This is a genomic window from Streptomyces sp. NPDC041968, assembly GCF_055589025.1.
In genome coordinates this window covers 119277-140317 of the sequence record NZ_JBVJCB010000005.1, presented here as the reverse complement: position 1 = coordinate 140317, position 21041 = coordinate 119277, and the positions used below count along the sequence as shown (strand labels likewise).

The 21041-nt window shown below is 73.0% G+C and carries 15 protein-coding genes; 8 read left to right on the top strand and 7 right to left on the bottom strand.

Features of this window, described 5'->3' with window-relative positions:
• The first annotated feature begins 18 nt into the window (after positions 1-18).
• Entirely contained in the window at positions 19-1311 is a 1293-nt protein-coding gene (locus ACZ6EG_RS14240; RefSeq protein ID WP_469604531.1) for an ATP-binding protein, read from the top strand.
• On the top strand, positions 1308-2003 hold the full coding sequence (locus tag ACZ6EG_RS14235) for a LuxR C-terminal-related transcriptional regulator (protein ID WP_469604529.1): 696 nt from the start codon (positions 1308-1310) through the stop codon (positions 2001-2003). The genes ACZ6EG_RS14240 and ACZ6EG_RS14235 overlap by 4 nt, the downstream gene beginning before the upstream one ends.
• Positions 2004-2019: 16 nt before the next feature.
• Here the strand turns inward: ACZ6EG_RS14235 and ACZ6EG_RS14230 are convergent, their stop codons facing one another.
• A complete protein-coding gene (locus tag ACZ6EG_RS14230; protein ID WP_469604526.1) occupies positions 2020-3072 on the bottom strand; it encodes a C40 family peptidase in 1053 nt (350 codons plus the stop codon).
• A 327-nt stretch (positions 3073-3399) separates the two neighbouring features.
• Here ACZ6EG_RS14230 and ACZ6EG_RS14225 point away from each other — a divergent pair, with 327 nt between their 5' ends.
• The gene (locus tag ACZ6EG_RS14225) at positions 3400-3753 is read left to right on the top strand and encodes a hypothetical protein (RefSeq protein WP_391969904.1); all 354 of its coding nucleotides are present in this window, start codon (positions 3400-3402) and stop codon (positions 3751-3753) included.
• Here ACZ6EG_RS14225 and ACZ6EG_RS14220 read toward each other — a convergent pair.
• Both ACZ6EG_RS14220 and ACZ6EG_RS14215 read right to left on the bottom strand, forming a co-directional pair.
• On the bottom strand, positions 3731-4750 hold the full coding sequence (locus tag ACZ6EG_RS14220) for a tellurite resistance/C4-dicarboxylate transporter family protein (RefSeq protein WP_469604523.1): 1020 nt from the start codon (positions 4748-4750) through the stop codon (positions 3731-3733). The genes ACZ6EG_RS14225 and ACZ6EG_RS14220 overlap by 23 nt on opposite strands.
• 27 nt (positions 4751-4777) lie before the next feature.
• Complete coding sequence (locus ACZ6EG_RS14215) at positions 4778-5962, bottom strand: C40 family peptidase (RefSeq protein WP_469604520.1); 1185 nt, start codon at positions 5960-5962, stop codon at positions 4778-4780.
• 449 nt (positions 5963-6411) lie between these two features.
• Here ACZ6EG_RS14215 and pcrA point away from each other — a divergent pair, with 449 nt between their 5' ends.
• Positions 6412-8892, top strand: coding sequence for a DNA helicase PcrA (gene pcrA / locus ACZ6EG_RS14210; RefSeq protein WP_469604517.1), 2481 nt, complete (start codon positions 6412-6414; stop codon positions 8890-8892).
• A gap of 81 nt (positions 8893-8973) precedes the next feature.
• Here pcrA and ACZ6EG_RS14205 read toward each other — a convergent pair whose 3' ends face one another.
• Both ACZ6EG_RS14205 and ACZ6EG_RS14200 read right to left on the bottom strand, forming a co-directional pair.
• Positions 8974-10572, bottom strand: coding sequence for a M23 family metallopeptidase (locus ACZ6EG_RS14205; protein ID WP_469604514.1), 1599 nt, complete (start codon positions 10570-10572; stop codon positions 8974-8976).
• 282 nt (positions 10573-10854) lie between these two features.
• Positions 10855-11811, bottom strand: coding sequence for an esterase/lipase family protein (locus ACZ6EG_RS14200; RefSeq protein ID WP_391969899.1), 957 nt, complete (start codon positions 11809-11811; stop codon positions 10855-10857).
• Between the two features lie 631 nt (positions 11812-12442).
• Here ACZ6EG_RS14200 and ACZ6EG_RS14195 point away from each other — a divergent pair.
• On the top strand, positions 12443-12859 hold the full coding sequence (locus ACZ6EG_RS14195; RefSeq protein ID WP_356601879.1) for a cobalamin B12-binding domain-containing protein: 417 nt from the start codon (positions 12443-12445) through the stop codon (positions 12857-12859).
• Positions 12860-12952: 93 nt separating this feature from the next.
• Here the strand turns inward: ACZ6EG_RS14195 and ACZ6EG_RS14190 are convergent, their stop codons facing one another.
• Positions 12953-14587, bottom strand: a complete 1635-nt coding sequence (locus tag ACZ6EG_RS14190) for a DUF5691 domain-containing protein (protein WP_469604510.1) — start codon at positions 14585-14587, stop codon at positions 12953-12955.
• Positions 14588-14714: 127 nt separating this feature from the next.
• Positions 14715-16070, bottom strand: coding sequence for an SWIM zinc finger family protein (locus ACZ6EG_RS14185; RefSeq protein ID WP_469604507.1), 1356 nt, complete (start codon positions 16068-16070; stop codon positions 14715-14717).
• Between the two features lie 131 nt (positions 16071-16201).
• Here ACZ6EG_RS14185 and ACZ6EG_RS14180 point away from each other — a divergent pair, with 131 nt between their 5' ends.
• From ACZ6EG_RS14180 to ACZ6EG_RS14170, 3 genes are read left to right on the top strand one after another with little or no spacing between them, the layout of a single operon-like run.
• The gene (locus tag ACZ6EG_RS14180) at positions 16202-17341 is read left to right on the top strand and encodes an ATP-binding protein (RefSeq protein WP_391969896.1); all 1140 of its coding nucleotides are present in this window, start codon (positions 16202-16204) and stop codon (positions 17339-17341) included.
• Positions 17342-17343: 2 nt separating this feature from the next.
• Positions 17344-19872 (top strand): DUF5682 family protein, encoded by a 2529-nt coding sequence (locus tag ACZ6EG_RS14175; protein ID WP_469604990.1) that lies wholly within the window; start codon positions 17344-17346, stop codon positions 19870-19872.
• Positions 19869-21038 carry a VWA domain-containing protein gene (locus ACZ6EG_RS14170; protein WP_391969894.1) on the top strand — a complete coding sequence of 390 codons (1170 nt, stop codon included), beginning with the start codon at positions 19869-19871 and terminating at the stop codon, positions 21036-21038. The genes ACZ6EG_RS14175 and ACZ6EG_RS14170 overlap by 4 nt, the downstream gene beginning before the upstream one ends.
• Positions 21039-21041: the final 3 nt, after the last annotated feature.

The window sequence follows — 21041 nt, the reverse complement described above, 5'->3', positions numbered from 1 at the left end:
CGTGTGACCATCGGTGTCATGCCGGACGCCGCCACAGCACCAGTCGCCGAACCGCGGCCGCCGCGCAAGCTCTACCGCAGCGGTGACGGACGCTGGCTCGGTGGCGTGGCGCGGGGGCTCGCCGGGCACCTCGGCCTGCCCGTCATCTGGGTGCGGTTCGCCTTCGTGGGCTTCTTCATGGCCGACGGCCTGGGTGCGCTGCTGTACGCGGCCTTCTGGTTCTTCGTGCCGCTGGGCATCGGCGGCGTCGACGCCCAGAAGCCACCCTCGCTCGTCACCTCCGAGACCGCGCCGGACGGCCGCCGCAGACTCGTCGCCCGCAAGCCGGACAAGGGCCAGATCGTCGCCCTGCTCCTCATGGTCGTCGTCGCCCTCGTGTTCGTGGGCAACGTCGACCTCGGCGGCGGAGCCAAGGCCTACCTGTGGCCGACCGTGCTGGTCGGTGCCGGCGTCGCCCTCGTGTGGCGCCAGGCGGACAACGCCCGCCGGGCCCGCTGGGCCGAGGTGGGCCGCCACCGGCGCACCGTCACCCTGCTGCGTTCGGTGGCCGGCGTGCTGCTGGTGACGGCCGGGGTCACGGGCATCTTCGTCCTCCAGGGTTCGGCCGCGCACCTCGGCTCCGTTCTCCAGGCGGCCCTCGCCGTCCTCGTCGGGATCACCCTCCTCGCCGGCCCCTACCTGGTGCGCATGACGCAGGACCTCTCCGAGGAGCGGCTGATGCGCATCCGCGCGCAGGAGCGCGCCGAGGTCGCCGCCCACGTGCACGACTCGGTGCTGCACACCCTGACCCTGATCCAGCGCAACGCCGAGAGCCCCGGCGAGGTGCGCCGGCTGGCCCGCGCCCAGGAGCGCGACCTGCGCGCCTGGCTCTACAAGCCGGAGGGCAACGGCAAGGACGAGGACGACGAGCCCACCACCCTCGCCGAAGCCGTCAAGCGCAATGCCGCCGAGGTCGAGGACAAGCACGGCGTCCCCATCGAGGTCGTGGTCGTCGGCGACTGCCCGCTCGACGAGAAGATCAGCGCACAGATGCAGGCCGGACGCGAGGCGATGGTGAACGCGGCCAAGTACGGTGGCGAGGGCGGCGCCGTGCAGGTCTTCGCCGAAGTCGAGGGCAGGACGGTCTTCGTGTCCGTCCGGGACCGGGGACCGGGCTTCGACCTCGACTCGATACCCGCGGACCGCATGGGCGTCAGAGAATCGATCATCGGCCGTATGGAGCGCAACGGCGGCACGGCGCGGCTGCGCGCGGTGCCGGACGGCGGCACGGAGGTCGAGCTGGAGATGGAGAGGGCGGAGAACACGTCATGAGCGACCCGACCGAGACGGACGGCGCGGCGGAGAGGCACGTACGCGTGGTGCTCGTCGACGACCACCGCATGTTCCGCACCGGCGTCCAGGCCGAGATCGGCCAGACCGCGCAGACGGGGGTCGAGGTCGTCGGCGAGGCCGCCGACGTCGACCAGGCCGTCACGGTGATCACCGCGACCCGGCCCGAAGTCGTGCTCCTGGACGTCCATCTCCCGGGCGGCGGCGGGGTCGAGGTGCTGCGCCGGTGCGCCCCGCTGATGAGCGACGCCGAACAGCCCGTCCGCTTCCTCGCCCTGTCCGTCTCGGACGCGGCGGAGGACGTGATCGGCGTGATCCGGGGCGGCGCCCGGGGCTACGTGACCAAGACGATCACGGGGACCGACCTGATCGACTCCGTCTTCCGCGTCCAGGAGGGCGACGCCGTCTTCTCCCCGCGGCTGGCCGGGTTCGTCCTCGACGCGTTCGCCTCCACCGACGCCCCTCCGGTGGACGAGGACATGGACCGCCTGACCCAGCGCGAGCGCGAGGTGCTGCGCCTGATCGCCCGCGGCTACGCGTACAAGGAGATCGCCAAGCAGCTGTACATCTCGGTGAAGACGGTCGAGTCCCACGTCTCGGCGGTCCTGCGCAAGCTCCAGCTGTCCAACCGGCACGAGCTGACCCGCTGGGCGACGGCCCGCCGGCTGGTCTGACCCGGCCGCGGGGAGGTCACACCACCCGCGTCGCCCCGGCGAACGGCATCTGGTCGACCGGGGCGAGCCGGACCGGCGCCGAGGGGTTCGGGGCGTGGATCATCATGCCGTCGCCGACGTAGAGGCCGACGTGGCTGATGCCGGAGTAGAAGAAGACCAGGTCGCCGGGGAGCAGTTCGGAGCGGGAGACGCGGCGGCCCGCGTCGATCTGGGCGTAGGTCGTGCGGGGCAGTGAGACGCCGGCGGCGCGGTAGGCGGCCTGGGTGAGGCCCGAGCAGTCGAAGGCGTTCGGGCCGGTCGCGCCCCACACGTAGGGGCTGCCGAGCTTCTGGTGGGCGTAGGCGACGGCCGCGGCGGAGCGGGAGTCGGGCGCCTGGGCCGCGGCGGTGAGGCCGGCCCGGGGACCCGCCGAGGCGCGGGAGGCGCGCTCGCCCGTGCCGTGTCCGACGCGGTCTCGTTCCCCGGCGGTCAGCCCGGACAGCAGGCGGCGGGCGGCCCCCAGCTTGCCGGTGACGGTCTCGCGGTGGCGTTTCAGCTCGGCCCGGCGCGACGTCAGCGAGGCCACCTCGACACGAGCGGCGCCGCGCAGTTGCTCGATCTCCCGCAGTTCCTCGCGCACCCGGCGCACGGTGGCCGCCTGCCGGCTGCCCGCCCGTTCGACGAAGGCGGCTCCGTCGAGATACCCGTCGGGGTCGGCGGAGAGGGCGAGTTGCAGGGCCGGCGAGAGGCCACCGCCGCGGTACTGGGCCGCGGCGGCCGAACCCAGCTCCTCCCGCGTCGAGTTCAGCCGGTCCTCCTTGCGGGCGACCTCGTCCCGCAGCCGCTCCAGGCGCCGTTCGGCGGCGTCGGCCTTCTCCTGGGCGCCGTTGTACTTCTCGGTGGCGACCTCGGCCTGCTGGTACAGCTTGTCCACCTTGGCCCTGACCTGCGCCGGCGTCGGCTGAGGAGCGGCGTGGCCGGTACCGCCGCCCAGGCCGGTCGCGGTGGCCGCGCCCGCGAGGGTGAGGGTGGCGGCGGTGCGCGCCGCCCCGCCGCTCGCGGGACGCCGTGGCCTGCGGTGCGCTGCCACCTGGATCCCCGTCCTTCCGTACTCGGAGCCTGCTCGTGCCGGTCGCTTCCGGTCACTCGCCAGGACGCTAGGCGGGGTCGCGGCGCGGGGGAGACGGGTTGCGCGGAACTGGCGGTACCGGATCACGGAGCGACCGCATGTGACCGGAGAGCCGTCGTACGGCCGTCCTCTTCACGCAGGGTGATGACCGAGATGCCCTACCGGGGGCGGGTGAGGGGACTGAGGTGTTATGGGGCGCATATATGCACTCACGCCGGTTCCGCACGCTCCCGCATCCGCCGGGCCGGTGTCGGACGGTGTCCAGGCCCCTGATTAGGCTCCGGCCCCATGGACGTACTCATCCACCTCTTCGTCGGTCTCCACATCATCGGCATCGCGGCGCTCCTCGGGGGCTTCCTGACCCAGATGAAGGCGATGGGCCAGGGCACGGCCCGTTTCACCCCCGCGATGCTGCACGGGGCGCTGACGATGCTGGTGACCGGCATCGCCCTGGTCGGCCTCAACCAGGCCCAGGACCACTCCGTCGACAACATCAAGATCGGCGTGAAGCTCGCCGTGCTGATCGTGATTCTCGGCCTGGTCTACGTGAAGCGCGACGACGAGAAGGTGGAGAAGCCGCTCTTCGGCCTGGTGGGCCTGCTGACCGTCGTGAACGTCTTCATCGCGGTGCTGTGGACCTGAGCCCCTTCGCCCCCGCGTCCGCACCACCGGACCGCAGCCCCGTCCGGGCCTGCAGGACCGCCCCGGCCGCCACCGCCAGCCACGCGGCCACCGCGATCCACAGCAGCACCTGACCCGGAGCGTCCAGCCACGGGACGTCGACGGCGGCGGCGACGGACAGCGTCGCCGCCGCCGTCATGCCGAGGGGGAAGACCGTCGACCAGCGGCGCACGTCGTAGCGGATCCGCGGCCACGCGATCTCCGCGGCGAGGAGCACGGCGTACCAGGCCAGGTCGAGGAAGAGCAGGAAGACGGTCAGGTCGTGCAGGACGGCGCTGTCGTCCTCGTTCCACAGGTACATGCCCGACCCGGCCGCCGCGAGCAGCTTGGCGCCGGCGAGTGCCGAGATGGCCAGCGCGCCGCCCGCCACCCAGTGGTCCCCGGCCCCCCGCGCCACCTGCCGCAGATCGAAGCGGAACAGCGCGACCAGGTACAGCACGATCCCCAGGAAGAACGGCACCAGCGACGCGTGCGCCAGCCAGGGCGTCGAGGTGGTGGCGGACAGCGTGGCACCCAGTACGGCGAGCCCCTCCGTCGCCACGCAGCCCAGGAACACCGCCCCCGGCATGCGGCGCCCCCAGTGCGTGACGACCAGGAACAGCAGCGCCGGCCACAGCAGCGCCGCCAGTGCCAGCAGCGCCGCCGCCGGGGTGGACCGGTCGAACAGGGCGATCCGGGTGCCGAGCACCGTCGTCGCGGCGACGGCGGTCAGCGCGCCCGGCGTCCCCGCCCGCGTCAGCCACTGCGCCCGCTCGACCAGCAGCAGGTAGGCGAAGTTCGCCGCCAGGGTCAGCCAGGCCGCGCAGGCCAGGACCAGGGCGATGCGGGAGAGCAGTTCGTGGCCCGTCAGGTGCAGGCCGACCGACAGGATGCCGGTCGCCATCACCGCGGCCCCGGCCGCCGGCGGACGCTGCGCCCACCAGGCGCGCAGAGGGTAGGGGGAGGTGCGCGGTGACATGCGCCCGATGCTAGAGAGCCGTGCGGCTCAGGCCGGGCGCACCACGCTGTGGATCGACGACTCGCCGTCGTAGAAGATCGACTCCTCGCGGACGTACGCCCCCGGCTTCGGGGCGTGGATCATCATGCCGTTGCCGATGTAGAGGCCGACGTGGCTGAGGTCGTCGTAGAAGAAGACCAGGTCACCGGGTTGTGCCTGGGAGACCGGGACCGTCGTGCCGGCGTTCACCTGGTCGTAGGTGGTGCGGGGCAGCGTGACGCCCGCCGCCTTCCAGGCGGCCTGGGTGAGGCCCGAGCAGTCGTAGGAGCCGGGGCCGGTGGCACCCCAGACGTACGGCTTGCCGATCTGCGCGCGGGCGAAGGCGAGCGCCTTCCCGGCCTTGGTGCCGTTCGAGGCGTCGGGCGCGGTGGAACCCGAGGAGGCGCCGGTGCCGCCCGAGGACTCCGACGAGCCGGAGGCGGCGTCGCTCTCCTCCTGGGCGGCCCGCTCCTGCCGCTCCCGCTCCCCGGCCTGCCGCTCCGCGAGCTCCGCGGCCTTGCGGGCAGCCTCCTCCTGCTTCTTCCTCTCGATCGCGGCGAGCCGGGCCTTCTCCTCGGCGGTCAGCTGCGACAGCAGCTCGCGCGCGGTGGAGAGCTTCTTCTGGACGGTGGCCTTGGCCGTCTTCAGATCGTTCTGCGACTCGGTGAGCGTCGCCAGGCTCTCGGTGGCCTCGCGCCGCTTCTTCATCGTCTCGGACTGCTGGGTGGTGAAGTCGTCGACCGCGTCCTTCTGGCGGCCGGTGAGCCGGCTCAGCAGGTGGTTCCGGTCGACGTAGTCCTGCGGCGAGTCCGCCAGCAGGAAGGTCGTCGTCTCCGGGATCGCGGAGCCGGTGCGGTACTGCGCGGAGGCGTAGGACCCCAGCTCCTCACGCGCCTCGTTGAGCCGCTGGGTGCGCTTGGCCACGTCGTCGAGGAGGGTGTCGACGCGCTTGCGCTGCTTGGTCGTCTTCTCCTTGGCCGCGTTGTACTTCTCCGTCGCCGAGCCCGCCTGGCGGTAGAGGTCGTCGACCTTCTTCTCGACCTCTTCCAGGCTCGGCCGGCCGTCGTCCGACGGGGCGGCCGTGGCCGTCTGGGACAGCAGGGCCACGGAGGTGAGGGCCGCCGTCGCGAGGGCGGGGGTCCGTATGCCTGCTACGCGCGTACCGGTGGCACGCGACTTGCGGTGCGACGCCAAGGAGGCGACTCCTTCCGATGCTCCGCCCACCGGGTTAGCGGTGGGGGTCCCCCCAGGTCTTCGGCCCCTGGGGGAGGGTTCGGGCGGTGTGGCGCGGAAGGGTTGCCCTACGGCGGTCCGCCCCGGCGGGGGCTCGGCGGCCGATTCACCCCAAGGTTCTCGGTGGGTCCCCGGCTCCGGCTGCCGTGCGGGCACACCGGACTCGGCGGAGGCCGCGCGGCCCGGCGGGGTTCGCCGGTGGGGGTCGTGCGGCCTGCCCGCACCGTAGCCAACTCGTGCGGTGGCTGTGAAGGTTGCCGGGTGATATGCCCGATACATTTTCGTGACCTTGGCGACAGGCGTCACTCTTCGTGTCACGACAGGTCGCAGCGCGTACCGGTGTGAGGTGTCCCGGCCATTTCCCGGGGTGGCACCGGGTTGTCGGTGGGGCGCCCTAGACTCGGAGAGCGATGAGCAGCCTCTTTGACGACAGCTTCCTGGCGAGCCTCCAGACCCCCCGGGGTCACGAGGAGGAACCTCCGCCGCCGCCCGAGGACGATCACGCACCGGAAGCGGTGCCGCACGATCTGTTCGGCGGGAAGTTCGACACGCCCCCGGACCGCGACACCCACTACCGGGACGGCGCCCCGCGCCCCGCCCTGGACGCGGCCGCCCTCCTGGACGGGCTGAACGAGAACCAGCGCGCCGCCGTCGTCCACTCCGGCACCCCGCTGCTCATCGTCGCCGGTGCAGGCTCCGGCAAGACCCGCGTCCTCACCCACCGCATCGCCCACCTGCTGGCCGAGCGGAGCGTCCACCCCGGCCAGATCCTCGCGATCACCTTCACCAACAAGGCCGCGGGCGAGATGAAGGAGCGCGTCGAGCAGCTCGTCGGCCCGCGGGCGAACGCGATGTGGGTCATGACCTTCCACAGCGCCTGCGTCCGCATCCTGCGCCGCGAGTCGAAGAAGCTCGGCTTCACCTCGTCGTTCTCCATCTACGACGCGGCCGACTCCAAGCGCCTCATGGCGCTGGTCTGCCGCGATCTCGACCTGGACCCGAAGAAGTTCCCGCCGAAGTCCTTCAGCGCCAAGATCTCGAATTTGAAGAACGAGCTGATCGACGAGGAGGACTTCGCCGCCCAGGCGAACGACGGCTTCGAGAAGACCCTCGCCCAGGCGTACGCCATGTACCAGTCGCGGCTGCGCGAGGCCAACGCCCTCGACTTCGACGACCTGATCATGACGACGGTCAATCTGCTCCGCGCCTTCCCGGACGTCGCCGAGCACTACCGCCGCCGCTTCCGGCACGTCCTGGTCGACGAGTACCAGGACACCAACCACGCCCAGTACGCCCTGGTGCGTGAGCTGGTCGGCACCACCGAGCACCCCGTCGACGTACCGCCCGAGGCCGAGGTCCCGCCCGCCGAGCTGTGCGTGGTGGGCGACGCCGACCAGTCGATCTACGCGTTCCGCGGCGCCACCATCCGCAACATCCTCCAGTTCGAGGAGGACTACCCGGACGCCACGACCATCCTCCTGGAGCAGAACTACCGCTCCACCCAGACCATCCTCAGCGCCGCCAACGCGGTCATCGAGCGCAATGAGTCGCGCCGCCCCAAGAACCTGTGGACCAACCAGGGCGCGGGCTCGCAGATCACCGGGTACGTCGCCGACACCGAGCACGACGAGGCCCAGTTCGTCGCCGACGAGATAGACCGCCTCACGGACGCGGGCGAGGCCAAGGCCGGCGACGTCGCCGTCTTCTACCGCACCAACGCCCAGTCCCGTGTCTTCGAAGAGGTCTTCATCCGCGTCGGCCTGCCCTACAAGGTCGTCGGCGGCGTCCGCTTCTACGAGCGCAAGGAGGTCCGGGACGTCCTGGCCTACCTGCGCGTCCTGGCCAACCCCGAGGACTCGGTGCCGCTGCGCCGCATCCTCAACGTCCCCAAGCGGGGCATCGGCGACCGCGCCGAGGCGATGATCGACGCCCTGTCGCAGCGCGAGAAGATCAGCTTCCCGCAGGCGCTCAAGCGCGTCGACGAGGCGTACGGGATGGCCGCGCGCTCCAGCAACGCCGTCAAGCGCTTCAACACGCTGATGGAGGACCTCCGTACGGTCGTCGAGTCCGGAGCCGGACCGGCGACCGTGCTGGAGGCGATCCTCGAACGCACCGGCTACCTCGCCGAGTTGCAGGCCTCCACCGACCCGCAGGACGAGACCCGCATCGAGAACCTCCAGGAGCTGGCCGCCGTCGCCCTGGAGTTCGAGCAGGAGCGTGCCGAGGGCGAGGAGGCCGGCACCCTGGCCGACTTCCTGGAGAAGGTGGCGCTGGTCGCGGACTCCGACCAGATCCCCGACGAGGAGGACGGCGACGGCGTCGTCACCCTGATGACCCTGCACACCGCCAAGGGCCTGGAGTTCCCCGTCGTCTTCCTCACCGGCATGGAGGACGGCGTCTTCCCGCACATGCGCGCCCTCGGCCAGGCCAAGGAGCTGGAGGAGGAGCGGCGCCTGGCGTACGTCGGCATCACCCGCGCCCGCGAGCGGCTGTACCTGACCCGCTCGACGCTGCGCAGCGCCTGGGGTCAGCCGTCGTACAACCCGCCCTCGCGCTTCCTGGAGGAGATCCCGGCCCCCCACCTGGAGTGGAAGCGGACCGGGGCGAACGGGCCCGCTTCCGCCGCGCCCGTCTCGGCGGTGGCGGCCTCGCTGTCCTCGTCCCGTTCCCGCTCCTCGGCGTCGGGCGCCTCCGGCTTCGCCACGCGTCGCACCGCCGAGAAGCCGACGGTCTCGCTGTCCGTGGGCGACCGCGTCACGCACGACCAGTTCGGTCTCGGCACGGTGGTCGCGGTCAAGGGCACGGGGGCGAACGCGGAGGCGACGATCGACTTCGGAGAACCCAAGCCCAAGCGGCTGCTGCTGCGGTACGCGCCGGTGGAGAAGCTCTGACGGCGCGTCCCGGGCGCGCCGCGCGGTGAAGCCCCGTCGGCCGACGGGGCTTCACCGAGGACTTGCTGAGACGTTACTCCGTCACTGCGGATCGAGGCCGTGGCTGCGCAGCCACGACAGCGGGTCGATCGCCGAACCGCCGGCGGGACGCACCTCGAAGTGCAGGTGCGGTCCGGTCGAGTTGCCCGAGTCGCCCGAGGACGCGATCGCGTCGCCGGCCTTGACCGTGGTCCCGGTGGGTACCTGGTAACCGGAGAGGTGGCAGTACCACGTCTCGGTGCCGTCCTTGGCGGTGAGGATCATCATGTTCCCGTACGCCACGTTGAACTGCGTACGGACGGTGCCGTCGGTCGCGGCCATCACGGTCGTGCCGTAGGACACGGGGAAGTCGATGCCGCTGTGCGCGGACATCCAGTTGATGCCGGCCTGGCCGTAGTACGCGCTGAGGCCGTGCTGGGCGACGGGGAGCGCGAACTTGGGGCGCAGCCGCTCCTTGCGGGCCGCCTCCTCGGCCGCCCGCCTCTTCTCGAGGGCCTGCTCGGCCTTGAGGTCGATGCGTTCCTGCGTACGGCTGGCCCGGTCGGCGAAGTCGTCGGCTCCGGCGGCGAGGCTGGTGAGCTGGGTGTCCAGCTTGTTGTTGGCGATGGACGGCTTGACCGGCGCGGCAGCGGGGTCCTCCGCGTCCGCCGCGGACGCCGTGGCGTCCGCGCCGTCGCCCCCGGTCATGCCGACGGAGGCGGCGGCGATGCCGGCGACGCTCATCACGCAGGCCGACGGCACGGCGATGGTCATCAGCGCCGAGCGCTTGGCGGGCTGGCGGCGCCGGGAACGGGACCCGTTGCGGGAGGCGGCGCGGGCGGCCGGGATCCGGGGAGCGGGGGTGACCTCCTCCTGGCCCTCCAGGAGGGTGGGCACGGTGGGGAGTTCCCCGGTGACCGCCGGGTCGTCGTACGGGTCGGGTTCCTCGGCGGCCGGCTCGACGTCGGCCGTCCCGTTCTCCGGGGACTGCGTGGTGTCCTGCGGGGCGCCGTCCGAGTTCCACTGCGTGGCGTCGTAGGCCCCGGTGTCGGGGCTGCCGCCGTCGTACGCTCCGGTGTGGAACGTGCCGGTCGCGAACGTGCCGGTGTCGAAGGTGCCCGTGTCGAAGGTCTGGGTGCCCCAGTCCCACTGCTGGGTCCGGTCGGCCGGGTTCCCGGACTGGTCCGGCGGCGACCAGGCGCCGGTGTCCCACTGGCCGGTGGCCTCGGACTGCGCCGCCTGCGGCGGTACGGCCGCGGACTGCTGGTGGTGGCCGTCCGTCCACGTGGTCGTGTCGTAGGCGCCGGTGTCGTAGGCGCCGGTGCCGTAGCCGGCGTGCTGGGCCGCGTACGCGTCGTGGTTCAGGACCGGACCGCTGCCGGTGGACCACTGGGTGGCGTCGTAGGCGCCCGTCGTGTCGTACGCGCCGGTGACGTCGTAGCTGCCGGTGTCCTGGCCCGGGAGACTGCCGAAGAGGGGGTCCGAGGCGAAGGTCGCCGTGGCGGTGCCGCCGGGCGGAAAAGCGGTGGCGTCGTAGCCGCCGTACGTGGTGAGGTCGCCGTACTGGGCCTCCCCTGTGCCGTACGACGCGTAGGGCGCCGATGCGGCTTCGGAAGCCGAGGCCGGGGTGGTCAGGCCCCCCGACGGGTGACGGTCGTTCACCAACTTCTCTTTCGCCTCGACAACAGGGCTGCCAGAGCAGTGCGGCGACTGTACCCGTCGGTATACGGGCGCGACAATCTTCCCCAGGTTTCGTGCCCGAAGGAAACGGGCAATCGGCCGTGTTTTGGGGGACGGCGGGCACGAGTTTGGCTTTGTGTTCGACGTTTGTTCGAAGCTGAACGGGTTGTGTCCGCCTGGTTCCGGACCCGTCAGGGGTTCGGGCGGCCACCCCTGAGGTGTCAGACGGCCGTCCCGAAGCGTCAGGCGACCGTCCCCGGGGCGTCAGGCGACCGTCAGTCCGCCGACCTGGCTGCCGGGCCGGAGGTCAGGCTCCGCGGCGACGGCGTCGAGCGCCCGGCGGATTCCGGTGGCCACGGCGGGGTGCACGGGCAGGGCGAGATGGCCGATGCCGCTCACCCTCACGTTCTGCACGGTCAGATCGGGGTGGTCGAGGCAGGCCGTCTCCAGGGGGTCCATCACGCGGTCCAGATCGCTCCAGAAACTGACGAACCGCGTACGGCAGCCGGGCGCGGGCAGGGTCAGCTCCTCCAGCACCGCCGATCCGGGGCGCATCTGGCGCACGATGGGGTGCGCGTTCGCCAACGGGATCACCCGGGTGCCGGTGTGCGGCGTGCCGAGCGTCACGAGCGTCCGGACGCGGTGGTCGCCGCCGAGCCGCTGCACGTAGTACCGCGCGATGAGTCCGCCGAGGCTGTGCCCGACGACGTCGACCCGCTCGCTGCCCGTCCGCTGGCAGATCTCCTCGATGTGCCGGCCGAGCAGCTCGGCCGCGGTGCGGATGTCGCAGGTCAGGGGGGAGTAGTTCAGCGACTCGATCTGGTGCCTGCCGTGCTGGGTCAGGCTGCGGCGCAGGAGCAGGAAGACCGAGCGGTTGTCGATGAAACCGTGCAGCAGGACGACGGGCGGGCTGGCGGGGGCCGGGAGGCGGCAGGTGGGCGGGTCGGGTTGCTGGTCCCGGGGATCCACCGTCGGCAGGGTGGAGACGGGCCGGCGCTCCTGGATGACCCCGGAGGGGTAGAGGAGCAGGTGTCCGGCGAGGATCGCGGCCTCCAGGGCGCTCGCCTTGAGGAGGGTCAGGGAGAGCCCGGTCAACCGGCCCGGAAGGGCCGCCAGCTCCGACAGTCCCGGGAGTCCCGGCACCCCTGGAAGGGCGGGGAGGCTGGGCAGGAGACGCTGACAGAGCGGGAGAAGGGGCAGTGCTGCCGTGATGACCTTCATGGGCCGACCTCCTGTCGGCACGCGCAGGGAGCCTCTGTCCCCCGTGTGCCCTCGGGGAGAGACGTGACACCAGTGTTTCGTGGTGATTACGAGGTTTGACCGACCGGATGTGCCGCCGCGCCACGTCAGTGCCCTGCGTGCCCTGCGTGCCCTGCGTGCCCTGCGTGCCCTGCGTGCCCTGCGTGCCCTGCGTGCCCTGTTCAGCTCCAGTGAGCCCTGTGTGTTTCGTGAGCCTTGTTCGTGAGCTGGCGGAACCGGCCGTTCCGTGGTGTCGTCCCGCGAGGGCGAGGCGTGCTGACGCCCCCGTCCGGCCCTCGCTGCGGCTCTCCGTACGCGTGATGTCGCCGCGCCCCGGAGCGGTGCGCGGCGAACGTGTCCCACCGTGTGATTTCCCCCTCTGTATCGACCACGAAACTGCCGGTTGCGGGATCCTGGCGATAACGTTCGTTCACTTCCCGGACGAAGCGGTGCGGGGGTCCGTGCCCGCGTCACGGAAGCGCGCCTTCGGGACTGGGCGCCCGGGGCGATGTGCGGCTCGTGTGTGCCGTTGCCCGTGCCCGTGTGTACGGCGTCGGCGAAGTGTGCGGTACTTGTCGGTACGGATGGATGTAGTCGCTTCATGGAGGCAGTGATGGGTGTGGCAGCCGGTCCGATCCGCGTGGTGGTGGCCAAGCCGGGGCTCGACGGCCACGATCGTGGGGCCAAGGTGATCGCGCGGGCGCTGCGTGACGCCGGTATGGAGGTCATCTACACCGGGCTCCACCAGACACCCGAGCAGATCGTGGACACCGCGATCCAGGAGGACGCCGACGCGATCGGGCTGTCCATCCTCTCCGGCGCGCACAACACGCTCTTCGCCGCCGTGATCGAGCTGCTCCGGGAGCGCGACGCGGAGGACATCCTGGTCTTCGGTGGCGGGATCATCCCCGAGGCGGACATCGCACCGCTGAAGGAGAAGGGCGTCGCGGAGATCTTCACGCCCGGGGCGACGACGGCGTCGATCGTGGACTGGGTGCGGACGAACGTACGGGAACCCGCGGAGGCGTGACCGCGGGGGACGGGAGCGGGTCGGGAGCGGGTTTCGAGGGTTGGTGGTCGGCGGGCGGATGTGTCCCCCGTGGGTGCGGGCCCCTGTCCCGCCTTATCGCGCCCCCAGTTCCTCGGCCATCGCCGCGCGCAGTCGCAACGTCGTGACGAGCCGTTGGAAGGCCTCCGCCCAGTACCCCCCGGCACCCGGCGCCGCGTCCTCCGATTCGTCGGGTATCGCCAGCAGCCCGTCGAGCCGGCCCGCCTCCGACGGGTCGAGGCAGCGCTCGGCCAGCCCCATGACGCCGCTGAAGCTCCACGGGTAACTCCCCGCGTCGCGGGCGATGTTGAGCGCGTCGACCACAGCCCGTCCCAGCGGCGGTGCCCACGGCACGCCGCACATGCCGAGCAACTGGAACGCCTCCGACAGCCCGTGTGTCGCGATGAACCCGGCGACCCACTCGGCCCGTTCACCGGCTCCCAGCGTGCCGAGCAGCTTGGCCCGCTCGGCCAGTGACACCGCGCCCGGTCCCCCGGCTTCGGGTGCCGTGGGCGCGCCGAGCAGGGCCCTCGCCCACGTGCCGTTCCGCTGCTGCACCGCGGCCCGGCACCACGCCGCGTGCAGATCGCTCCGCCAGTCGTCCGTCACCGGCAGGGCGACGATCTCCTCGGGGGAACGGCCGCCGAGCCGGGACGTCCAGGCACCCAGCGGGGCGGCCTCCACCAACTGGCCCAACCACCACGACCGTTCTCCCCGGCCCGAGGGCGGTTTGGCCACGACGCCGTCCCGCTCCATGCCGGGGTCGCACTCGTGCGGCGCCTCGACCGTGATCGCCGGCGGCTCCACGGCCCGGTCGAGGAACACGCACGTCACGGCCCGCGCCGCCATCCGCGCGGCCAGCGCCGAGTCCGGCAGCGCCGACAGCAGTTCCGCCGCCGTCGCCCGTACGTTGCGGCTCCGATCGGCCAGCGCCGCCTCGAGGAACGGCTCGTCCGCCGGTGCCAGCCCCGACCGCAGGGAGTCGAGGAACATCAGGCGGTCCTCGGCCCGTTCCGTCGGCCAGGTCGAGGCCAGCAGCTCTCGGGCGCCGGCGGGATCGCGGGACCGCAGGGCCGTCAGCAGGGCGACCCGCTCGGCGAAGAGGCCCTCCTCCCAGAGCCCCCGCACCTGGTCCGCGGCATCGGGACCGGGCAGTGCGGTGCCTCCGCCCGGCGTGGCGCGCAGGGCGAACCGCCAGTCCGGATTCAGCCGGGCCAGCCACAGCCCGCGCGTCCCCGCGAACGCCAGCGCCGCAGGACGCAGGTCCGTGCGGCCCCGGGCCGCGTCCAGCAGGGCCGGGAGTGCCTCGGGGGGTGGCGCGAAGCCACGGGCGTTCGCCGCCGCCAGCCACTGGGGGAGCAGCTCCATCAGGTCGGGCGCGGTACCCCGGCGGCCGCCGCCCGCCGTGCCGGGGCGGTCGGTGAGCAGCATCGCGAGCCGCCGGGCGGCCGCGGCCGGCAGCGGCGGACGGTGATCTGCGGGGGTCGCTTCGGGACGGCGGCCCGCGCGTGCCGGGCGCAGTCCGGCGCGTCGGCGAACGGTCTCCGCGGCGGCCGCGTCCAGCAGCGCCGTCGGTGCGTGCGCACCGGGCGGGCAGCCCGGAGGGGTGCGCCGGTCCGTGCCGAGCAGCGCTGCCGTGACCAGTTCCTCCCAGGTGCCGGACCCGGGGGAGACGGCGGGCTCCGCGGCGGGTGCGGGTGTGCTGGTCATGCGATTCCCTTCCGCTTTCATTCCGGGTGCCTTCAGGTGCCTTCAGGTGCCTTCGGGTGCCTTTGAGTTCCTGCGGGTGTCTTCCGGCTCCTTCCGGTCCCGTTCCGTCTTCATGTCGTGGGGCGGGTCAGCACAGCGGCACCGCCGGGCCCGGTCCGGTCGGCCAGGCCGTCAGCGGAGTGAAGCCCCGGTGGCCGAACTCTCCGAAGACCCGCACGGGCGCACCCCCCGACAGGGCGACCAGGCGCCACAGGCCCGGGCGGCTCCCGGCCGGCGCCGACAAGGGCAGTGCCGTGTCCCCTTCGGCATCCGCCAGCTGCCAGCGGTCTCCGTCCGGCACCGGGACGACCCGATCCAGGGTCACCGGCACCGCGTCCAGCCACGGGTCGTCGCGGAGGGCCTCGCCGTACCGGACGGCCGCTCGAGCCGTCGTCCCGCCCTGCGGGCGCAGGTCCGCGGGCCTGGGCGGTGTGAACTGCTCCCGCAGGGCGACGCGCTGCCGCCCGGCGCCCGGATACGTCGACACCTCGGCCTCCAGGGCCGACCCGACGGGCAGCGTCAACTCCGGTGCCCGGCCCGCCGCACCGTAGGACAGGAGCAGTGCGGTGCGCTCCGTCTCCGCGCCGTACAACCAGATGCGACGCGTCGTCAGCCGGCCGTCCCCGGTGTCGTGCTGTGCGAGGACCAGCCACCGGTCGCGCACCGGAGGGCCGTCCGCGGACGCCGGCAGACCGACGCGTGAACGGACCGTCGCCGCCAGGCCCTCCGGCAGCCGGTGCCGGCGCAGCCAGGCCTGGTCGAGCAGATGGAGGAGGGCGCACTCCTCCAGCAGCCGGACCGGCCAGCCGACGCCCGACGACGGTATGCCGCCCAGGTCCCGCACCCGCGCGGCCAGCCCCGACGCCTGGGCGTCGACCATGCGGGCCGCCGTCTCCTCCCACAGCTCGTACCCCCCCTGCTCGGCGCCGGCCAGGCCGCCCCGCAACAGGTCCGCCAGCCGCTGCTCCAGCTCCGTCGCGCCCGCGGTGATCCGCTCCGCGCGCTGCTCCGCCCGGCGCCGCGCGGCCACCTGATCACCGGGTCCGGCCGCGGCCCCGGCCGTACTCTCCGTCCTCTTCCCCTCCGCGCGCTCGCGCCGTCCCGCGATCCACCGGTCCACCCAGTCCGGCGCCTCCGCCACCGGCACCGCGTCAGCTGCGTCCGCCCAGAGCAGCAGCAGCCCGATCGCGTGCTTGCACGGGAAATTGCGGCTCGGGCAGTCGCACCGGTAGCCGGGCCCGGACGCGCCCGCGATGTCCACGGCCGTCCGATACGGCCGGCCACCGCTGCCCCGGCACAGCCCCCACACCACCCCTTCCCCGGAACTTCCCGCCTCCGACCACGGCGCGGCCACACCGAGTCTGCTCCCCGCTCCGCGTGACGCTGCGTCAGGCGCCAGTGCCAGCACCTGGTCAGCGGTCCAGCGCACCCCCTGCTGTGTCATGCCATCGAAGGTAGATCCCCCCTCTGACAATCAGTCGAGATCCAGCGTTTGTGCAGGTCAGAGTCATTGTCAGTGGTGTGGTGCACCGTGGATGCCAGATCGAACCGGTCGAGCTGGAGGGGGACCAAGCCATGCCCGTGTCCGCAGAACCGACGTCCGTCGACCCGGGGCGGGACGTGTCGGGACCCGCCGCGGAGGCGCTGCGGCCGCACGCCGAGGACGCGTTCGCGGCCGAACTGGCCGCGCTGGCCGCCCGGGACGACCGCCCGCGTCCGGCCCGCTGGAAGCTGTCGCCGTGGGCCGTCGCCACCTACCTGCTCGGCGGCACCCTGCCCGACGGCACGGTGATCACACCGAAGTACGTGGGCCCGCGCCGTATCGTCGAGGTCGCCGTCACCACGCTCGCCACCGACCGTGCCCTGCTCCTGCTCGGCGTGCCCGGGACGGCGAAGACCTGGGTGTCCGAGCACCTCGCCGCGGCCGTCAGCGGTGACTCGACCCTGCTGGTGCAGGGCACGGCCGGCACACCAGAGGAAGCCATCCGCTACGGCTGGAACTATGCGCGGCTGCTCGCCCACGGCCCGAGCCGCGACGCCCTCGTGCCGAGCCCGGTGATGCGGGCCATGGCGGAGGGCAGGACCGCCCGTGTGGAGGAGCTGACCCGTATTCCGGCCGACGTACAGGACACGCTCATCACGATCCTGTCGGAGAAGACCCTGCCGATACCGGAGCTGGGCCAGGAGGTGCAGGCGGTCCGCGGCTTCAACCTCATCGCCACCGCCAACGACCGGGACCGCGGGGTCAACGAACTCTCCAGCGCCCTGCGCCGCCGCTTCAACACGGTGGTGCTGCCGCTGCCGGAGACCGCCGAGGCAGAGGTCGAGATCGTCGCTCGTCGCGTCGACCAGATCGGCCGCTCCCTCGATCTGCCCTCGGCACCCGAGGGCATCGACGAGATCCGCCGCGTGGTCACCGTCTTCCGCGAGCTGCGCGACGGACTGACGGGCGACGGGCGTACGAAGGTGAAGTCGCCCAGCGGCACGTTGTCCACGGCCGAGGCGATCTCCGTGGTCACCAACGGCCTCGCCCTGGCCGCCCACTTCGGTGACGGGGTGCTGCGGCCCGGGGACGTCGCCGCGGGCATCCTCGGCGCCGTCGTCCGCGACCCGGCCGCCGACCGCGTCGTCTGGCAGGAGTACCTGGAGACGGTCGTCCGCGAGCGCGACGGCTGGAAGGACCTCTACCGGGCGTGCCGGGAGGTGACCGGGTGACGGTGACGGGAAACGGCGGTCTGCCGGACGGTGCCGGGACCGCCCGGGCCAGTGGTGACGTGCTGCTCCTCGGGGTGCGCCACCACGGACCGGGGTCGGCGCGCGCGGTCCGGGCGGCGCTGGAACAGACCCGGCCCGCAGTGGTGCTGATCGAGGGTCCGCCGGAGGCCGACCCCTTGATCCCGTTGGCCGCCGACGAGGACATGCGCCCTCCGGTCGCGCTCCTCGCCCACGCCGTGGAGGAGCCCGGCCGCTCGGCCTTCTGGCCCCTGGCCGAGTTCTCCCCCGAGTGGGTGGCCCTCCGCTGGGCCCTGGAGCACGACGTCCCCGCCCGCTTCATCGACCTCCCGGCCACGCACACGCTGGCCTGGCAGGAGCAGGAGCAGGAGCAGGAGCAGGAGCAGGAGCGGGAACCCGAAACCGCGCGGGAGGAGTTGGAGCCGACAGGGCCGACGGCCCCGACGGGCGGCACGGGCCGGGGGGAGCACACCACCGGCCGGGGCACCGAGGCCGCCGCGCCCCTCCCCGACGTCCGGGTCGATCCGCTCGCCGCCCTCGCCGAGGCCGCCGGCCACGACGACCCCGAGCGCTGGTGGGAGGACGTCGTCGAGCACCGGGGCGCCGAGGACGGGGACGCGCTGGCACCCTTCACGGCCCTGGAAGAGGCCATGAGCGCGCTGCGGGAGACGGAGACGGAGACGGAATCGGGGACCGGGACCGGGACGGGGACGCGCTCGGGGGAGGGCGGCGGGCGCGACCGGGACTGCGTCCGGGAGGCCTACATGCGGTTGCAGGTCAGGGCGGCGCAGCGGGAGTTCAAGCAGGCCGTCGCCGTGGTCTGCGGGGCCTGGCACGTGCCGGCGCTCCGGCGCAGGGCCACCGTCGCCGCCGACCGCGCACTGCTCAAGGGGCTGCCCAGGACCAAGGTCGACATGACCTGGGTGCCCTGGACCCACCGCAGGCTGTCCCGGTCCAGTGGGTACGGGGCGGGAATCGAGTCACCGGGCTGGTACGGGCACCTGTTCGGAGCGCCCGACCGGCCCGTGGAGCGCTGGCTGACCAGGGTGGCCGGGGTGCTGCGGGAGGAGGACCGGATCGTCTCCTCGGCGCACGTCATCGAGGCGGTGCGGCTGGCCGAGACCCTCGCGGTGATGCGCGGCCGTCCGCTGCCCGGGCTGAGCGAGACGACGGACGCCGTGCGGGCGGTGATGTGCGAGGGCTCGGACGTACCGCTGGCGCTGGTGCACGACCGGCTGGTCGTGGGGGACGTGCTGGGGGAGGTGCCCGCCGGGGCGCCCGCGGTGCCGCTGCAGCGGGACCTGGACCGGAGCCGGCGACGGCTGAGGCTGAAGCCGGAGGCGTCGGAGCGGGAGCTGGAACTCGACCTGCGCAAGGAGACCGACGCGGGGCGCAGTCGGCTCCTGCACCGGCTGCGGTTGCTCGGCGTCGGCTGGGGCGAGCCGGCCGCCTCGCGGGGCAGCACGGGGACGTTCCGGGAGACGTGGCGGCTGCGGTGGGAGCCGGAGCTGTCGGTGCGGGTCGCCGAAGCCGGGGTGTGGGGCACGACCGTGCTGTCCGCGGCGACCGCCAGGGCGGAGGCGGACGCCGTCACCGCGCAGGGCCTCGCCGACGTCACCGCCCTCGCCGAGTGCTGCCTGTTGGCCGAACTGCCGGACGCGCTCCCCCCGGTGATGCGGATACTCGCGGACCGCGCGGCACTGGACATGGACGTCGGCCACCTCGCCCAGGCCTTGCCGGCCCTCGTCCGCTCACTGCGCTACGGCGATGTGCGCGGTACCGACACCGGAGCGCTGGCCGAGGTCGCCGCGGGTCTCGCCGAGCGGGTCTTCGTCGGCCTGCCCCCCGCCTGCGCCGGGCTCGACGCCGACGCGGCGGATGAGATGCGCCGGCACGTGGACGCCGTGCACGGGGCGGTGGGACTGCTGGGCGACGCCCCCGCCGCGGACCACGGCGCCCTGAGGTCCCGTTGGCGGACCGTGCTGCGCACCCTCTCCGCGCGGGGCGGCGTGCCCGGGGTGGTCCGGGGGCGGGCCGTACGGCTCCTGCTGGACGACGGCGCGCTCGCGCCGGAGGAGGCGGCGCGACTCATGGCGCGGGTGCTGTCCCCGGGGACGCCACCGTCGGACGCGGCCGCATGGATCGAGGGCTTCGTCGGAGGCGGCTCGGGAGGCGGCATGCTTCTCCTGCACGACGAGCGGCTGCTCGCCCTCGTCGACGCCTGGCTGACCGGCGTCCCGGGGGAGACGTTCACGGACGTGCTGCCGTTGCTGCGACGCACCTTCTCGGCCTACGAACCGGGGGTCCGCCGCAGCCTCGGCGAACTGATCAGGCGCGGACCGGAGTCGCGGGGGAGCGTGACGACGACCGGCTCGGACATCCCCGGTTTCGGCGCCGGGCTCGCCACCGGACGCGCCGAAGCCGTACTGCCGGTGGTCCGGCTGCTGCTGGGGCTGGACGAGGCGGAGGCGCCGGACGCCGACGGCAACGACCTCGTGGGGGTGGACGCATGACGACGGAGCCGGTGCAGGGCGACCCGGCGCAGGAACGGCTGCGGCGGTGGCGGCTGGTGCTCGGGGGTGACCCGGCCGACGGCACCGGTCGCGCTCTCACCGGACGGGACGCCGCGATGGACGGGGCGCTCGCCGCGCTCTACGGGAAGGAGGGCAAGCCACGGGCGGGTCGGGACCGTTCGGCGGGACTGGGGGCCTCCGCGCCGGCCGTGGCGCGCTGGCTGGGGGACATCCGCACCTACTTCCCGTCCTCCGTCGTGCAGGTGATGCAGCGGGACGCGATCGACCGGCTCGGACTCGCCACCCTCCTGCTGGAGCCGGAGATGCTGGAGGCCGTGCAGGCCGACGTACACCTCGTCGGCACGCTGCTCTCCCTCCACAAGGCGATGCCGGAGACGACGAAGGAGACGGCGCGGACCGTCGTCCGCAAGGTGGTCGCGGACCTGGAGGAGCGACTCGCCACGCGCACCCGGGCGACCCTCACCGGTGCCCTCGACCGCAGCGCCCGCGTCACCCGCCCCCGCCACCACGACATCGACTGGAACCGGACGATAGCGGCCAACCTCAAGCACTACCTGCCCGAGTACCGGACGATCGTGCCGGAGCGGCTCATCGGTCACGGGCGGGCGTCCCGCTCCGTGAAGAAGGAGGTCGTCCTCTGCGTCGACCAGTCGGGCTCGATGGCGGCGTCCGTGGTGTACGCGTCCGTGTTCGGCGCGGTGCTGGCGTCCATGCGGTCCATCGACACCCGGCTCGTCGTCTTCGACACGGCGGTCGCCGACCTCACCGATCAGCTCGACGACCCGGTCGACGTCCTGTTCGGCACGCAACTCGGCGGCGGCACGGACATCAACCGCGCGCTGGCCTACTGCCAGTCGCGGATCACCCGGCCCACGGAGACGGTGGTGGTGCTGATCAGCGATCTCTACGAGGGGGGCATACGCGACGAGATGCTCAAGCGGGTCGCGGCGATGCAGGCGGCCGGGGTGCGGTTCGTGACGCTGCTGGCGCTGTCCGACGAGGGGGCGCCCGCCTACGACCGGGAGCACGCGGCGGCGCTCGCCGCGCTGGGCGCGCCGGCCTTCGCCTGCACGCCCGATCTGTTCCCCGAGGTGATGGCGGCGGCGATCGAGAAGCGGCCGTTGCCGATCCCGGACGCCGGGTGACGA